Genomic DNA, 13,694 nt, shown 5'->3' with positions numbered 1-13,694 from the left:
ATCCGGACGGGGGAGCTGCCGATGGGAAACAGAGTGGGCTACGCCCATCTGATTAATGCGCTGAATCTGAAAGCTATCGAGGTGAAGCGGCCAGCGATCATCCAGCCCGTTACCCGCCTGGAAAAAATCGGTGGTGCCTTGTCAGTTCCGCAAAGCGTTGCGCCAGCGGAAGAATATTATCTCGCGCATATCATGTTTGCTCTGAAACATGAGGGCGTCAATCTCGCCATTCTGGCTCAGGCACTCCCCCATATTGACGGCCAAATACTGGTCGAAGCCATTACCAAGACTCCCAGTAGCGCTTACCTGCGTAAAATCTGTTTCCTCTGGGAATTTTTCACCGGCCAAATGCTGGGCTATTCGGATAACCCGCGCGGTACTGCTACTTTTCTATTTGACCCGGACCACTATATCACCGGGCCATCGGTACGAAACGCGCGTTGGCGTGTCGACTTCAATGGCCTTGGCACACTTCAATATTGCGCGACAGTCGAACGCACGACAGAGATTCAGACCCTGCTCGACTATGACATTCTTGGGCGATCAAAAACCTTTATTGGCGCACTTCCAAAAGAAATGATGGATCGGGCGATCAATTGGGCGTACCTGAGCGAAACCGAAAACTCGTTTGCAATCGAGAAGGAAGCCCCCAGCGAGCAGAAAGCCCAACGATTCGTACAACTGCTCCGTCAGGCACATGAGCGCAAGCCGCTTACGGAAGACTATCTTGTTGCGCTACAAAATAGCGCGATCTCCAACCCCTTTGATCGTGCAGCAGCATTTCGTCACGAACAAAATCATCTGAGTAATTCATTTCGCGGTGCAGCTGGCGTGACCTACGTGCCACCCACTCCAGAGCTATGCCGTGAGTTGATGGATGAGTTGATGACGTTCGCCAATAAAGCGCCAGAGCAACTCGATCCCCTGGTGGCTGCCGGTATCGCCTCTTTTGGTTTCGTCTTTTTGCACCCTTTCATGGATGGCAATGGTCGTCTTTCGCGCTTCCTCATCCACTTGGCTCTGTGCCGAAGCGGCGCTCTGGAAAACGGTCTCCTGCTACCTGTTTCAGTCGCGATGAAGCGTGAAGAACAACATTATCTGGAAGCACTGCAATCTTTCTCTAAACCCGTTCGTGAATTTTGGGATGTTCGCTGGATTGATGCGCAAACAATGAGCTTCGACTTCATTGGTGACTCCAGCATCTACCGCTACTGGGATGCCACCGATTGCGTAGCATTTACAATGGAAATGGCCAAACGAGCTCTCGAGGTAGAACTGAAAGAAGAAACCGATTTCCTTCAGCGGTTCGATACGCTCGTGAAGGTTGTAAACGACAACTACGACGTTCGAGGTAATCTTTTGTCCAGGTTAGTCATGCAGTGCCTGGATCAAAACGGCATCGTGTCCAAGGGCCACCGCAAGCAATACCAAGGATCGATTCAGGAGGAGGTCTTCGATTTTCTCGAGCAACAAGCGCAGTCGCTATTGGCCGACGCTTACGGTGAACCTAACGAAGACGGTTAAACGGCCGCTGTGGAAACGGCCGTGCTTCAACTTCACAGGTTTCACAGATGCGCTAACACCCAATCACGTACTTCGGCATACGGATAATCTTCCAACGCCGCATGTCCGGAAATAGTCCGCACTTTCAGCTTGGTAAATAGCGGGACGCTGATTCCACACAGAAAACGCGTCACGCGCTCAGCCGAGGGAGCGTTACCGGTGTGCTGTTCATGCCTGTGGATAAAATCACCACACAGCGCTTCGAAATTTTTGTCCACAAGCGCCGGTAATTCAGGTGGTGCAGGCAGCCGCGCTACATCACCGTGACACACCGAGCAATGTCCGCACTGACGCGGAGCATTTTCGTCGCCAAAGTATTCGGCCAGGCGATAACCCAGGCAACGGTCTGTAGCAAACAGGTCCAGCATGGCGTGAATCCGCGCGATCTCGGTACGCTCATGTTGTGTGAAGTAGGCGTGCAGTTCGGCACTCAGCGCCTGACTGTCAAAGCTCGTTTGCAGCAGGCTGTAGACCTCGGTCATCTGCTTGCTTTCAAGCTCGACCCACCCCTTTTCCTGGAAATAATCCAGCGCCTTGACCACCCGATTTCGCTCCGCCTGATGCTGCTCATACAACGCATCAAAATTCACCGTGGCCCAGGTTCGCGCGCGGCTGGAGGTCTGGATGATGGCGGCGACGAAATCCTTGCGTTCACCCTCGAAGCGCGCGAGCAAGGCATCCGGCTCCTGCAAATACTTGAACCGGTATTCGGCGTAATACGCGTAGCGCGGGGCGATCAAACCACGCAGCTCCAATTGAACCAGCAAAGTCTTGAGCGGCAATTGGCGGATGTTGCTCTGATCCGCCAATGGCCCCAACAGAAACTCCCACTGCCCCTCCGGTGCGGCGGCGAGCATTTCATCGAGCACACAGCGGATTCCGTCCAGCTCAGGCGTGTCGCCGTAGACGAAATTTTCCAGCACGTTGAGGCTGTCGCGGTTGGCCAACACCAGGCAATCAGAGGGCTGCCCGTCGCGCCCCGCGCGACCGATTTCCTGGCTGTAGTTTTCGATGGATTTGGGCAGGTCGAAATGCACCACATTGCGGATGTCGCTCTTGTCGATCCCCATGCCAAATGCAATGGTGGCGACGATGCAATTGGACTGTCCGCCCATGAACCGTTTCTGGATGGCTTCGCGCTGATCGTTGGGCAAACCGGCATGGTAAGCCTCGGCTTGAATGCCGTTGCGCCCCAGGTGTTCGGCGATATGTTCAGCGGTTTTTTGCAGCGTGACGTAGACAATGCTCGGCTGATGGGGGCGCTCGCTCATCCATTCGACCAGACGTCGGCGTTTGTCCTGACCGCGTACGGGCTCGACCAACAAGTTGAGGTTAGGCCGGTAGAAACCGGTGGTCACCACGTCTTCCGGGGCGATAGCGAACTTGGCCTCCATATCCGCGATCACCTTGGGTGTCGCGGTAGCGGTCAGCAGCAGCGCTTGCGGAATATTGAACTGGCGCTGGTAGTCGGGCAGCTTGAGGTAATCGGGGCGGAAGTTGTGGCCCCACTCGGAAATGCAGTGCGCCTCATCTACCACCAGCAGCGAGATGGGGACTTGCTGCAAAAAATTACGGAAGCGCTCGTTCTTCAGTCGCTCCACCGAGATCATCAAAATCTTCAACTCGCCGGACTTGGCCCGGGCCATCACATCACTGGCGTCGTCACGGCTCTGCGCCGAATCGATGCTGCCCGCCGCAATGCCGTGGCGTTGCAGGAACGCCAATTGATCCTGCATCAGCGCGAGCAACGGCGAGACCACCAGCGTCAGGTGCGGCAGCAACAAGGCGGGGAGTTGATAGCAAAGGGACTTGCCGGAACCGGTGGGGAAAATCGCCGCCGCCGAGCGCCCGGCCAGCACCGCGCTGACCGCCGCCTCCTGACCCGGTCGAAACTGTGGATAACCGAAAACCTGTTCCAGGGTGTTGTGCATAAGCTGTCACTCCGTTGACCGCTGCGAAGCCCAAAGCCTAGCCGGCAAACGCAGCGAGTCGAGAAAAGGTCGGGGACCAAAACGATACGGGATGATACAGCGTCGCCCTATAAGGCTTCGCCACAGAATGAAACAAACGAGACACTTTGTTCCTCGCAGTGCCGTTCACTCTGACGGTAAGGTCTTTCTCGCAAAACAACCGTCCGCGCACTTCACATCACGGCAGGACGCCTGATGGGCGCGGCACTTAAACAAGGAATGACCATGCTCCAAAAATCGATTTTTTCCGTTGCGCTGATCCTGACTTCCCTGCTGCTGAGTGCCTGCGGTGAACCACCTGCGGAGCCACCGTTGCTCGCCACGTGCGACACACTGGAGTGTTCGGCCCAACAGGCCTGGCGAACTTCCTGACAAACGCAGTCAAGTGGCTACGGCATCCACACGGCCACCCGCGTTTGCTCGTTCAACCTCTGCTCCTGAAACACCCGGCTCTTGCTCGCCCATGCAGCATGAGCCGGGCTGATTCCCCTTGAGCGTTGCACAGTCGTTTTCGAAACGTCCTACAGTTTCTGACGCGCACCCTACCGAGGCTTGAAGCGCTACGCCTGACAACCCCGTAGGAAATTTACCTCCTAAGGGTATTGCTGAAAAAAACCTTGGGCCGCACGTAGGCAAAAGGCGACACCAGCAGTAAATCCCCTACAAACCCTGTCCATTTGCGCGGTATTGCGACGCCTGGATGCGCGCGCCTATAGTTTGCCGCGCCGCTGATAACAGGACGGACCCCATGCAAGACCGCTATCGCCCACTCAAAACCAGTTACAGCGAAACACCCGTGCTGGTCATCGACACTGACGCAGATCCTCACGAAATACTCGACGCCGCGCGACAACGCATCCGCGCCGCCAGCGACCTGCTCGAAACCCTTTATTGCCTGTGCTTTAAACAGGCTGATACAGACGACATCCCAAACATCGTCAACGCGTTGTACCTGCTGACCCAGGACGGCAACGAACTGCTCGAAATTGCCCGGCAACGACTGCCGAAAATTACCGCTGGTTAATGCCCGGATGAAAATCCCTGTGGGAGCCCGGCTTGCCCGCGATGAACGATAACGCGGTGCATCTGATGAAATACAAAACACTCGACACTCAACTACCGCTCGACAAGGCAGCCTACGACGTATGGTTCAAAGCATAAGTACAAGCCAGCCTCGACGACCCTCGCCCCAGTATTCCAAATGAAGAAGTCAAACGCCTGATGGCAATCAAACGAGACAAATTGCGAAAGAGATAAGTCCGTAGGCACGCCCTGTCAAAGCTTCATCCCGGTCCTACAGCTTCAGTTCCCTTGTCGTCTATCGCTGCCCGGCGGCTCGCACCTATAGTCGTGATCGTCGCTGGCAAATCAGCGGCTCGGGCTTGGTCACCCGACAAAGAGAGCTCACATTACCAATTAAATATAGGTGTTCATCTGTGACAACGTTAAATCCTCTTTTTGATCGCTACCGCCCCCTGCAAACCAACCTCACCGATTCCCCGCCCTTGATCATCGATACAGAGGCCAATCCCCAGGACATCCTCGAAGCTGCCATGCAGCGCATTCGAGCCTCCAGCGACCTCCTCAAAACCCTGCACTGCGTTTGTTTCAAACACGGCGACGTCGAAGACATCCCCCACATCACCCATGCACTTTACCTGCTGACTCAGGACGGCTTCGACCTGATGCAAGTCGCCCAACAACGCATGATGGGCTGGAAAGCACCTACCTGACGCTGGGTGAAGATCGTTCTCACGCTCTAAGTGAGAACGATCATCGAAAACTGGAGATAACATTGAGCCAATTTTTTGATGAGCTAATTGAAAGCGTGCAACAGATGAACGAAATCATACGAGGTGAGCGTCAGCCTTCCCGCAAATTTCATGTTGATGCGTTCCACTTCAAAAAAATCCCCAATCGATCCCCCCTCTGCGCCAGAACGATCAACAGATCCATGCTTCCCCCAAAACCAGACGCACAATAAGATCCGCGCAAGCCCAACCGGACACCCGCACCATGAACCTCGCCCCCAACTTCCCCGACGACCACACCATGCACCTGCTCATGCAGTTGCTACACGAAGAAGTCGGTCTGCCTGAACGCAAAACCATCAGCCTCACCACCTCGATCAATTTCGACTTAGGCTGCGACGGCGCCGATGCGCGGCATTTGATAGAAGCTCTGGAAGAGCAGTTCGGGATCGACTTCGTGGACTACGACGCCTATCGCTACTTTCAGCCGGAAGGGTTTGATATGCATCTCAAGCGAAAGGCAAAGGGTCGCGGCGACAAAATCCCGCTGACAATCGGCATGCTCTATCAAGCCATCAAAGCCCAACGCTGGGATACACAGGCACTGTCCGCTTGATTGATAAGAAAAAAGGAACTCTGAACCCAACACATAGCGAGTTAGTAGGTTGTGGTGCGTGCATGTGTCTAACACTTTGAAACCTCTCCATCGCTTACGACACCTATCGCTACTTCCAACCCGAAGGCTACGATGTGGTCCTCAAACGTAAAGCCAAGGACGTGGCGACAAACTGCCACTGACCATCGCACTGCTCTATCAGGCCATTAAGGCCCAACGCTGGGACACTCAGACGCTGGAAGGCCTCTAACGTCCGCAGCGCATACCTATAAGGACATAGCGTGGACGTATTGATGGGTTTACTCGCTGCCTTGCTTTGGGGCGGTACGGATTTTCTGGTGGGATTGAACGCCCGTGCAGTCGGCGTCAAACGCGCAGTGTATTTCGGTCAAGCGCTGGGCTTCAGCATCATGAGCTTGCTGCTGATTGCCTTTCCAGCCTTCATTGTCAAATCGATGTCGGCATCGCTCGATGTCTGGCTGTTCGGCATTCTCGCCGCCGTGCTCACCGTGTCCGGTGCCTTGGCGTTGTCCAAGGCATTCGCTCTCGGCAAAGCGTCTATTGTGGCGCCGCTCGTGACCTCCTACGGTGTAGTCACTACGTTGCTGTCCTGGGCGGCTGGTGAACAGATCAATCTGATCCAATTATCGTGCATCGCACTCTGCGTGATCGGGGTCATCCTTTCCAGCATCCACGCCGATTCGAAGCTTCCACACACCACTCAGGCCAGCAGCTCGATTGCCTATGCGCTTCTGGCGGCTGTTTTATATGGCACCAGTTTTTGGCTGCAAGGCCACTTCGTTCTTCCTGTGCTTGGGCCGGTGACGATGCTTTGGCTCGCCTATCTGGTGGGACTGGTCGTGCTGGTTTTGATGGTGTTGAAGATCAAGGACGGCTTGAAAATTCCGCCGTTGAAAAACTGCATGGCATTAACCGGTGCCAGCCTGATGAACCTCGGCGGGTTCTCCTCATTCGCTTGGGGCGCAGTGGCGGGATCGGTTTCGGTGGTGACGGTGATCAGTACATTATCCGGCGGAATCGCCGCGATTCTGGGATATGTGTTCTTCAAGGAGAGACTGGCGAAGGTGCAAGTGCTGGGTGTCGTTTTGGTCTTGGTCGGCGCGTTCGTGCTGCATCTAAAAACCTGAATTCAAACGCCCACAAAAAAGCCGCCCCGAAGGGCGGCTTTTTCATTACTTCAAACCAACACTTACAACTTCGGCCCAGCAGCCTTGATCGCGTCGCTCACTTCGAACTTCTTGAAGTTCTCAACAAACAACCCGGCCAACGCCTTGGCGGACTCATCATAAGCAGCCTTGTCAGCCCAGGTATTACGTGGGTTCAACAGGCCAGTCTCAACGCCCGGCACAGCCAACGGCACGTCGAGGTTGATGGTGTCGAGGTGTTCGGTTTCAGCACCGATCAAAGCACCGCTTTGGATCGCCGCGATAACGGCGCGAGTGGTCGGGATGTTGAAGCGCTTGCCAACGCCGTAGCCACCACCGGTCCAGCCGGTGTTAACCAGGTAAACCTTGGAGCCGAAACCGCGGATGCGTTTGATCAGCAGTTCTGCGTATTCGCCAGCCGGACGCGGGAAGAATGGTGCGCCGAAGCAGGTGGAGAAGGTCGACTTGATGCCGCTGCCGGAACCCATTTCGGTCGAGCCCACCAGTGCGGTGTAGCCGGACAGGAAGTGGTAGGCCGCTTGTTCTTCGCTGAGGATCGACACGGGCGGCAGCACGCCGGTCAGGTCGCAGGTCAGGAAGATCACAGCGTTTGGCTCGCCACCGAGGTTCTTCTCGGAACGCTTGGCAACGTGCTCCAGCGGATAGGCTGCGCGGCTGTTCTGGGTCAGGCTGACGTCGTCGTAGTCGGCGTGCTTGGCGTCATCGATAACGACGTTTTCCAGGACTGCGCCATGCTTGATGGCTTTCCAGATGACTGGCTCGTTCTTCTCGGACAGGTCGATGCACTTGGCATAGCAACCGCCTTCGATGTTGAACACCACGCCCTCGCCCCAACCGTGCTCGTCGTCACCGATCAGGTAACGGCTTTCGTCGGCGGACAGCGTGGTTTTACCGGTGCCGGACAGACCGAAGAACAGGGTCACGTCGCCCTCTTCACCGATGTTGGCAGCGCAGTGCATTGGCAGCACGTCGGCGGCCGGCAGCAGGAAGTTCTGAACCGAGAACATGGCTTTCTTCATTTCACCGGCGTAGCGCATGCCGGCGATCAGCACTTTCTTCTGGGCGAAGTTGATGATCACGCAACCATCGGAGTTGGTGCCGTCACGCTCTGGAACGCATTCGAAGTTGGCGACGTTGAGCACCTGCCACTCATCACGACCAGCCGGGTTGTACTGGGCCGGGTTGATGAACAGGCAACGACCGAACAGGTTCTGCCAGGCAGTCTGCGTGGTCATTTTCACGGCCAGGTAGTGATCGGCAGCCGCACCTACATGAACGTGGGAAACGAAATGCTCTTGCGCGTTGTTGAACGCCTCAACGCGGTCCCACAGGGCATCGAACTTGTCGGCCGGGAACTTGCGGTTGATCGGGCCCCAGGCGATAGCGGCCTGAGTGGTCGGCTCTTCAACGATGAAACGGTCAACCGGCGAACGGCCGGTACGGTGACCGGTACGAACAACCAGCGCGCCGGTATCGGCAAGCTCGCCTTCACCGCGATTCAGGGCTTCTTTAACCAGAGCATCAACACTCAGGTCGGTGTACACGGCGTTATTGGCTTGCGTCATGAGGTTCCCCATCGGCCAGTGGCCGAGTGCTCCAAACGTTTTGTAGTAGAAAGTCGTGCACTACTACCGCGAGAAAAAGTGGGCCGGATTATGCCAGAAAAGCCCAAAAAAAGTAGGGCCCTCCCGTCGTTACGGCGTAATACCGGCACTAACCAGTGAATTTACCTGCGCTGAACCGTTTTAGTGACGGGTATCTGACGGCGTGTCGACGCCCGCACCGGCGAATAATTGGGCGATATCGGCGGCATCGAACAGGTAACGCTGATTGCAGAACTGGCAATCGATCTCGATGTTGCCACCGTGCTCGACCACCAGATTTTGCGCATCTTCAACGCCTAAACTGACCAGAGCATTGGCCGAACGTTCGCGCGAGCAGCTGCAACGGAAGCGCAGCTTCTGCACGTCGAACAGACGCACCTGTTCTTCATGGTAAAGGCGATGGAGCACGGTTTCGTTGTCCAGGCTCAGCAGTTCATCAGCGGTCAGGGTGCTGCCCAGCGCGGTGATGTGCTGCCAGCTGGCGGCGCGTTCTTCTTCGTCTTTCAAGCGGTCTGCGGGCAGTTGCTGCAGCAGCAGGCCACGGGCGCGACGGCCATCGGCGTACAGCCAGAAGCGGGTGCCTACCTGTTGGGACATGACGAAATAGTTGGTGAAGCACTCGGACAGGGTTTCGCCGTCGAGGTCGACGATGCCCTGGTAACGCTGACCGTGGGTCGGGTCGACCGTCAGCGCCAATACGCCGTTGGGCATCAGGTCGGCGAGCGTTGCATCGGGGGCGATCTGATCGGCCTCGTAACGGGCCAGGCCGCGGATATCGCGCTCGCTGGAGCACTCGATCATCAGCAACGGGATCGGGCCGTCGGAACGGGCCTGAAGGATCAGCAAGCCATCGAACTTCAGCGCGCCGACCAGCAGCGATGCAGCCGCCATCAGTTCGCCAAGCAATTGCGCGACCGGCTCCGGGTAGGCGTGTTTAGCCAGGACTTCGGCGTAGCTGAGCTCCAACGAGACCAGCTCGCCACGGGTGTCGCTGTCATCGAAGATGAAGCGTTGGGTGAAGTCGTTATCCGGTAGGTCGGTCATAGGTCTGGGTATCTGAAGTGGTGACAATGGGTTTCAACGGTCAAGATCGCGTGTGTGCAAGCACCCTTGGATGCGTAACGCTCGGCCAGTGCCGGCATTTTATGAACAATCCGGGCTTGTTCCAAGCAAGGTGCAAGGTTCGCAATCCTTGGCCACTGACGCCGCTGGCCTTCTGGTTATGGCCCATGGCGCAGAGGCTGTGGTGATTTTCGACGAGTGGCTGTTTATCCGCTCGATGCGCCGCTGGCGAATCACCCGATATGGTTGCTTAATGCAGCAATTGCAAGTCATTGCGCAGACTTGGTGAAGTATGGCGAGTGCTGCGCACTCGATCGCGGGCAAGCCACGCGCCCACAAAATATCGCATAACCCTTGTAGGAGCGGGCTTGCCCGCGATGACGGACTGAAAATCGCCCAAGAATTTTCTGCCCTATTCGTCATTGCTGCTGCCACGGAACTTGAACAAATCCCGCCGCTGTTTCTTGCTCGGTTTGCCATCGGTGGTCATCCCCAGAGCACCAGCCTTGCGTTGGGCGGCGGCATTTTCGCGTTTGGCGATGCTGGCCTCGGTTTCGACATACAGCGTCTGAGCCTCTGGCGCGCCACGGCGAACAATAGATAACGCTTGAACCACCACCGTACGCTCTTCAAAACCGGCGCGGATCACGAACTCGTCACCTACTCTTGGCTCCTTGCCTGGCTTACAACGTTCGCCCCGGCAATGCACCTTGCCGCTTTCAATCGCCGCCTTGGCCAAGGCACGGGTTTTGTAAAAACGCGCGGCCCATAACCATTTATCGAGACGGACTTTGTCGTCCTCTTCGTTTTTTTGTGCCATGGAATTTCCTCACTCTGAAATATTGCTGAACTGTACTACCGTTTCAGTCGTACCAAGAATTGCACCGGCTCGGATTACAATGCACGCATTCCAGAACCTCCCCGAGGGGCTGGAAATCCGGGCCGTAGATATCTGTCGCCTTTTAACCATTATTCTGCGTGAATACCGCGAATTCGGCCGCTTGCGGGCCGAGCGGTTTCTACCGGTTGAGCAACTTTGAAGACATTTGACCATTTGACCGTTGTCGGTCTGCGCGAGTGGGTGGCGCTCCCGGATTTGGGAGTCGCGGGCCTGCGGGCAAAAATCGACACCGGTGCCAGCACCTCCAGCCTGCATGCCACCGACATCGAGCCGTTCGAGCGCGATGGCGAGCAGTGGGTACGCTTTACCGCGCACTTGGGCACGGTGGTGCAATTGCGTCATCGACGCTGCGAAGCGCCGCTGGTGACGATGAAAACCATTAAAAGCTCCAACGGTCACGCGCAGAAGCGATACGTGGTCAGCACCACCCTGGCCCTCGGTGATCGGGTCTGGCGGGTCGAGTTCACCCTCGCCTGCCGAAAATCCATGCGTTATCGCCTGTTACTCGGCTCCAAAGCCTTGATTCACGGCCAGTTGGTGGTCAATCCAGGCATTAAGTACGTACAAGACAAGCCGGTGTTCCCGGTATCTACCTCCTCCACAGGTGTTGCATGAAGATCGCTGTGCTGTCGCGGAACCCGCGTCTGTATTCCACTCGTCGTCTGGTTGAAGCCGGTACCGAGCGTGGCCATGAAATGGTGGTGATCGACACCCTGCGCGCCTACATGAACATTGCCAGCCACAAGCCGCAGATCCACTACCGCGGCAAGCCGCTGGAAGGTTTCGACGCGGTGATCCCCCGGATCGGTGCGTCGGTAACGTTTTATGGCTGCGCGGTGTTGCGTCAGTTCGAAATGATGGGCGTATTTCCGCTCAATGAATCGGTGGCCATTGCCCGTTCGCGGGACAAACTGCGTTCGTTGCAATTGCTGTCACGTCGCGGGATCGGTTTGCCGGTGACCGGGTTTGCTCACTCACCGGATGACATACCCGACCTGATCGACATGGTCAACGGCGCTCCGCTGGTGATCAAGGTATTGGAAGGCACCCAAGGCATTGGCGTGGTGCTGTGTGAAACGGCGACGGCGGCAGAGTCGGTGATCGAAGCGTTTATGGGCCTGAAGCAGAACATCATGGTTCAGGAGTACATCAAGGAAGCTGGCGGTGCCGACATTCGCTGCTTCGTGGTCGGCGACAAGGTGATCGCAGCGATGAAGCGCCAGGCCAAACCTGGAGAGTTCCGCTCCAACCTGCATCGGGGCGGCAGCGCCAGCCTGATCAAGATCACACCGGAAGAACGCATGACCGCGTTGCGTGCGGCGAAGGTGATGGGCCTGGCGGTGGCGGGGGTCGACATCCTGCGCTCCAATCACGGACCGCTGGTGATGGAAGTGAACTCGTCACCGGGTCTGGAAGGGATTGAAACCACCACCGGGAAGAACGTGGCCGGGATCATCATTGAGCATCTGGAGAAGAATGGCGGGCCGAATATGACTCGGACCAAGGGTAAGGGTTAACCCTCACCTTTTGTGGCGGCCGGGAGGCCGCCTTCGCGAGCAAGCCCGCTCCCACATTAGACCGAATCGCTGGATAGTACGCGGTCAACTGTGGGAGCGCGAAAGGGCCTTCAGACAGCCAGGATGTCAGCTGTTAAACCGCATCCCGAGGCAACATCAACCCCAACGGCAACCGCACCCGCGCTTCCAGCCCGCCTCCGGAACGATTGCGCAACTCAACATTCCCGCCATGCATCGAAGCAATCCGCTTCACAATCGCCAGCCCCAAACCAGTCCCCTTCCCGCCCCGGGCACGATCACCCCGAGTGAACGGGTTGAAGATTGCTTCAAGTTCAGCAGGATCAATCCCCGCCCCACGGTCCATGACACTCAGCACCACATACGGCGCGCTGGTATCACCAGAGACATAGGCCGCCACCTCTACGCCGCTGCCCGCGTGATGCAAGGCATTGCCGATCAGGTTGTTCAACAGGCGCTTCATCGACACCCGACGCAACGGAAACGGCTGGATCGGTTCCAGGCGCAGACGCACCTTTTCTTCGTTCTGGTTGTAGGGCGCCGCGACTTCGCGAACCAGGTCGCTGAGGTCCACCTCTTCCACCGATTCGTCACGACCATCGCGAATGAACGCCAGGAACTGGTCGAGGATCGCGTCCATGTCTTCGATGTCGCGCACCATGTCGTCGGTGAGATCGGTGCGATCTCCCATCAACTCCAGGGACAGGCGCAAACGGGTCAAGGGGGTCCGCAAGTCGTGGGACACACCGGCCAGCATCAGCTCGCGTTCGCGGCCAGCCTGTTCGACGTCTTCTGCCATCTGGTTGAAGGCGCGATACACCTCGGTCATTTCACTTGGGGTGTCGCTGATGGGCAATCGCACACTGCGCCCTTGGCCGAGTTGCCTTGCGGCATACACCAGACGCTTCAACGGTTGATTGAGTTGGCTGACGAAGATCCAGGCCGACGCGGTGGACAGCAAGCCAATGGCGAGGAACCAGCCGAGCACGTTCCAGATTTTCTGGCCACGCAAAGGATGCGGGTACAGCGGCACTTTCAACCAGCCATCGCCCAGGCTTGGCGCCCGGACCCACAGTGCTGGCGGCGAGTGCATGCGTAACCGGACTTCGGTGTCGGCACCCAGTTCGGCCTGCATCTGCCGCTGATAGATCTCGCTGTACGGCCAATGGTGCTCACCTTCCGGCACACCGGCCCCCACCACCCGGATCAGCGTGGCGGCATCGGCGATCTTCGCGCGGTTTTCTTCATCGGCGGCCCAATAGGCGCGCAGCGTCAGGGCAACGCCGTGGCTGTATTGACGATCCACCAGCACGTCTTCGTTCATCAACAGATAAACCAGGGTCAGTGCCTTGGAAAACAGGACGACGATCAGCACCAGCCAAAGGGTGCGGGAGAAGAAGCTCTGGGGGAACCAAACGGGGGTTTTCATGGATAGCCGCTACACACTTGCAGGAGCGAGCGATGCTCGCATATTGCGGATCGCGAGTCTGCGGACAACCTCGTCC

14 protein-coding genes and 4 pseudogenes are annotated in these 13,694 nt (G+C 57.0%); 12 read left to right on the top strand and 6 right to left on the bottom strand.

The annotated features are described in order from the left end of the window. The first annotated feature begins 21 nt into the window (after positions 1-21). A complete protein-coding gene (locus ACA048_RS01310) occupies positions 22-1,524 on the top strand; it encodes a Fic family protein (protein WP_497627625.1) in 1,503 nt (500 codons plus the stop codon). Between the two features lie 41 nt (positions 1,525-1,565). Here ACA048_RS01310 and ACA048_RS01305 read toward each other — a convergent pair whose 3' ends face one another. Beyond that, positions 1,566-3,494 carry a RecQ family ATP-dependent DNA helicase gene (locus tag ACA048_RS01305; protein WP_497627624.1) on the bottom strand — a complete coding sequence of 643 codons (1,929 nt, stop codon included), beginning with the start codon at positions 3,492-3,494 and terminating at the stop codon, positions 1,566-1,568. 264 nt (positions 3,495-3,758) lie between these two features. On the opposite strand from ACA048_RS01305, the gene ACA048_RS01300 reads away from it, so the two are divergent. Continuing rightward, entirely contained in the window at positions 3,759-3,905 is a 147-nt protein-coding gene (locus ACA048_RS01300) for a hypothetical protein (protein ID WP_497627623.1), read from the top strand. Positions 3,906-3,922: 17 nt separating this feature from the next. Here the strand turns inward: ACA048_RS01300 and ACA048_RS01295 are convergent. After that, positions 3,923-4,018, bottom strand: a pseudogene (locus tag ACA048_RS01295) (polysaccharide deacetylase); the annotation flags it as partial. A gap of 263 nt (positions 4,019-4,281) precedes the next feature. Here ACA048_RS01295 and ACA048_RS01290 point away from each other — a divergent pair. From ACA048_RS01290 to ACA048_RS01260, 7 genes and pseudogenes are all read left to right on the top strand, one after another. Further along, a complete protein-coding gene (locus ACA048_RS01290) occupies positions 4,282-4,557 on the top strand; it encodes a hypothetical protein (protein WP_497627622.1) in 276 nt (91 codons plus the stop codon). A gap of 65 nt (positions 4,558-4,622) precedes the next feature. After that, a pseudogene (locus ACA048_RS01285) lies at positions 4,623-4,790 on the top strand (antitoxin PaaA2 family protein). Positions 4,791-4,969: 179 nt separating this feature from the next. Next, positions 4,970-5,266 carry a hypothetical protein gene (locus ACA048_RS01280; RefSeq protein ID WP_497627621.1) on the top strand — a complete coding sequence of 99 codons (297 nt, stop codon included), beginning with the start codon at positions 4,970-4,972 and terminating at the stop codon, positions 5,264-5,266. A gap of 62 nt (positions 5,267-5,328) precedes the next feature. Beyond that, a pseudogene (locus tag ACA048_RS01275) lies at positions 5,329-5,445 on the top strand (transcriptional regulator); the annotation flags it as partial. A 104-nt stretch (positions 5,446-5,549) separates the two neighbouring features. Beyond that, a complete protein-coding gene (locus ACA048_RS01270; RefSeq protein ID WP_497627620.1) occupies positions 5,550-5,900 on the top strand; it encodes a DUF1493 family protein in 351 nt (116 codons plus the stop codon). Positions 5,901-5,989: 89 nt separating this feature from the next. Then, positions 5,990-6,150, top strand: a pseudogene (locus ACA048_RS01265) (DUF1493 family protein); the annotation flags it as partial. Positions 6,151-6,193: 43 nt separating this feature from the next. Continuing rightward, a complete protein-coding gene (locus ACA048_RS01260; RefSeq protein WP_497629785.1) occupies positions 6,194-7,048 on the top strand; it encodes an EamA family transporter in 855 nt (284 codons plus the stop codon). 62 nt (positions 7,049-7,110) lie between these two features. Here ACA048_RS01260 and ACA048_RS01255 read toward each other — a convergent pair whose 3' ends face one another. Then, positions 7,111-8,652 carry a phosphoenolpyruvate carboxykinase gene (locus tag ACA048_RS01255; protein ID WP_497627619.1) on the bottom strand — a complete coding sequence of 514 codons (1,542 nt, stop codon included), beginning with the start codon at positions 8,650-8,652 and terminating at the stop codon, positions 7,111-7,113. 180 nt (positions 8,653-8,832) lie between these two features. After that, on the bottom strand, positions 8,833-9,735 hold the full coding sequence (gene hslO / locus ACA048_RS01250) for an Hsp33 family molecular chaperone HslO (protein WP_497627618.1): 903 nt from the start codon (positions 9,733-9,735) through the stop codon (positions 8,833-8,835). 148 nt (positions 9,736-9,883) lie between these two features. Here hslO and ACA048_RS01245 point away from each other — a divergent pair, with 148 nt between their 5' ends. Continuing rightward, on the top strand, positions 9,884-10,042 hold the full coding sequence (locus ACA048_RS01245; protein WP_497627617.1) for a hypothetical protein: 159 nt from the start codon (positions 9,884-9,886) through the stop codon (positions 10,040-10,042). A 123-nt stretch (positions 10,043-10,165) separates the two neighbouring features. Here the strand turns inward: ACA048_RS01245 and ACA048_RS01240 are convergent, their stop codons facing one another. Continuing rightward, a complete protein-coding gene (locus ACA048_RS01240) occupies positions 10,166-10,573 on the bottom strand; it encodes an RNA-binding S4 domain-containing protein (RefSeq protein ID WP_497627616.1) in 408 nt (135 codons plus the stop codon). A gap of 216 nt (positions 10,574-10,789) precedes the next feature. Between ACA048_RS01240 and rimB the strand changes: the two genes are divergently transcribed. Both rimB and rimK read left to right on the top strand, forming a co-directional pair. Beyond that, on the top strand, positions 10,790-11,269 hold the full coding sequence (gene rimB, locus ACA048_RS01235) for a retropepsin-like aspartic endopeptidase RimB (protein ID WP_007949200.1): 480 nt from the start codon (positions 10,790-10,792) through the stop codon (positions 11,267-11,269). Further along, complete coding sequence (gene rimK / locus ACA048_RS01230; protein ID WP_007949201.1) at positions 11,266-12,171, top strand: 30S ribosomal protein S6--L-glutamate ligase; 906 nt, start codon at positions 11,266-11,268, stop codon at positions 12,169-12,171. The genes rimB and rimK overlap by 4 nt, the downstream gene beginning before the upstream one ends. 133 nt (positions 12,172-12,304) lie before the next feature. Here rimK and ACA048_RS01225 read toward each other — a convergent pair whose 3' ends face one another. Next, on the bottom strand, positions 12,305-13,618 hold the full coding sequence (locus tag ACA048_RS01225; protein ID WP_497627615.1) for an ATP-binding protein: 1,314 nt from the start codon (positions 13,616-13,618) through the stop codon (positions 12,305-12,307). Positions 13,619-13,694 lie beyond the last annotated feature (76 nt).

It is taken from the genome of Pseudomonas sp. LBUM1659, from assembly GCF_059716045.1.
This window is presented reverse-complemented; position numbering and strand designations above follow the sequence as displayed.

Bases quoted from the DNA above. Each gene is read 5' to 3' on its own strand.
- ACA048_RS01310 (WP_497627625.1), top strand. From the start codon at position 22: ATGGGAAACAGAGTGGGCTACGCCCATCTGATTAATGCGCTGAATCTG.
- ACA048_RS01305 (WP_497627624.1), bottom strand. From the start codon at position 3,494: ATGCACAACACCCTGGAACAGGTTTTCGGTTATCCACAGTTTCGACCG.
- ACA048_RS01300 (WP_497627623.1), top strand. From the start codon at position 3,759: ATGCTCCAAAAATCGATTTTTTCCGTTGCGCTGATCCTGACTTCCCTG.
- ACA048_RS01290 (WP_497627622.1), top strand. From the start codon at position 4,282: ATGCAAGACCGCTATCGCCCACTCAAAACCAGTTACAGCGAAACACCC.
- ACA048_RS01270 (WP_497627620.1), top strand. From the start codon at position 5,550: ATGAACCTCGCCCCCAACTTCCCCGACGACCACACCATGCACCTGCTC.
- ACA048_RS01260 (WP_497629785.1), top strand. From the start codon at position 6,194: ATGGGTTTACTCGCTGCCTTGCTTTGGGGCGGTACGGATTTTCTGGTG.
- ACA048_RS01255 (WP_497627619.1), bottom strand. From the start codon at position 8,652: ATGACGCAAGCCAATAACGCCGTGTACACCGACCTGAGTGTTGATGCT.
- hslO (WP_497627618.1), bottom strand. From the start codon at position 9,735: ATGACCGACCTACCGGATAACGACTTCACCCAACGCTTCATCTTCGAT.
- ACA048_RS01240 (WP_497627616.1), bottom strand. From the start codon at position 10,573: ATGGCACAAAAAAACGAAGAGGACGACAAAGTCCGTCTCGATAAATGG.
- rimK (WP_007949201.1), top strand. From the start codon at position 11,266: ATGAAGATCGCTGTGCTGTCGCGGAACCCGCGTCTGTATTCCACTCGT.
- ACA048_RS01225 (WP_497627615.1), bottom strand. From the start codon at position 13,618: ATGAAAACCCCCGTTTGGTTCCCCCAGAGCTTCTTCTCCCGCACCCTT.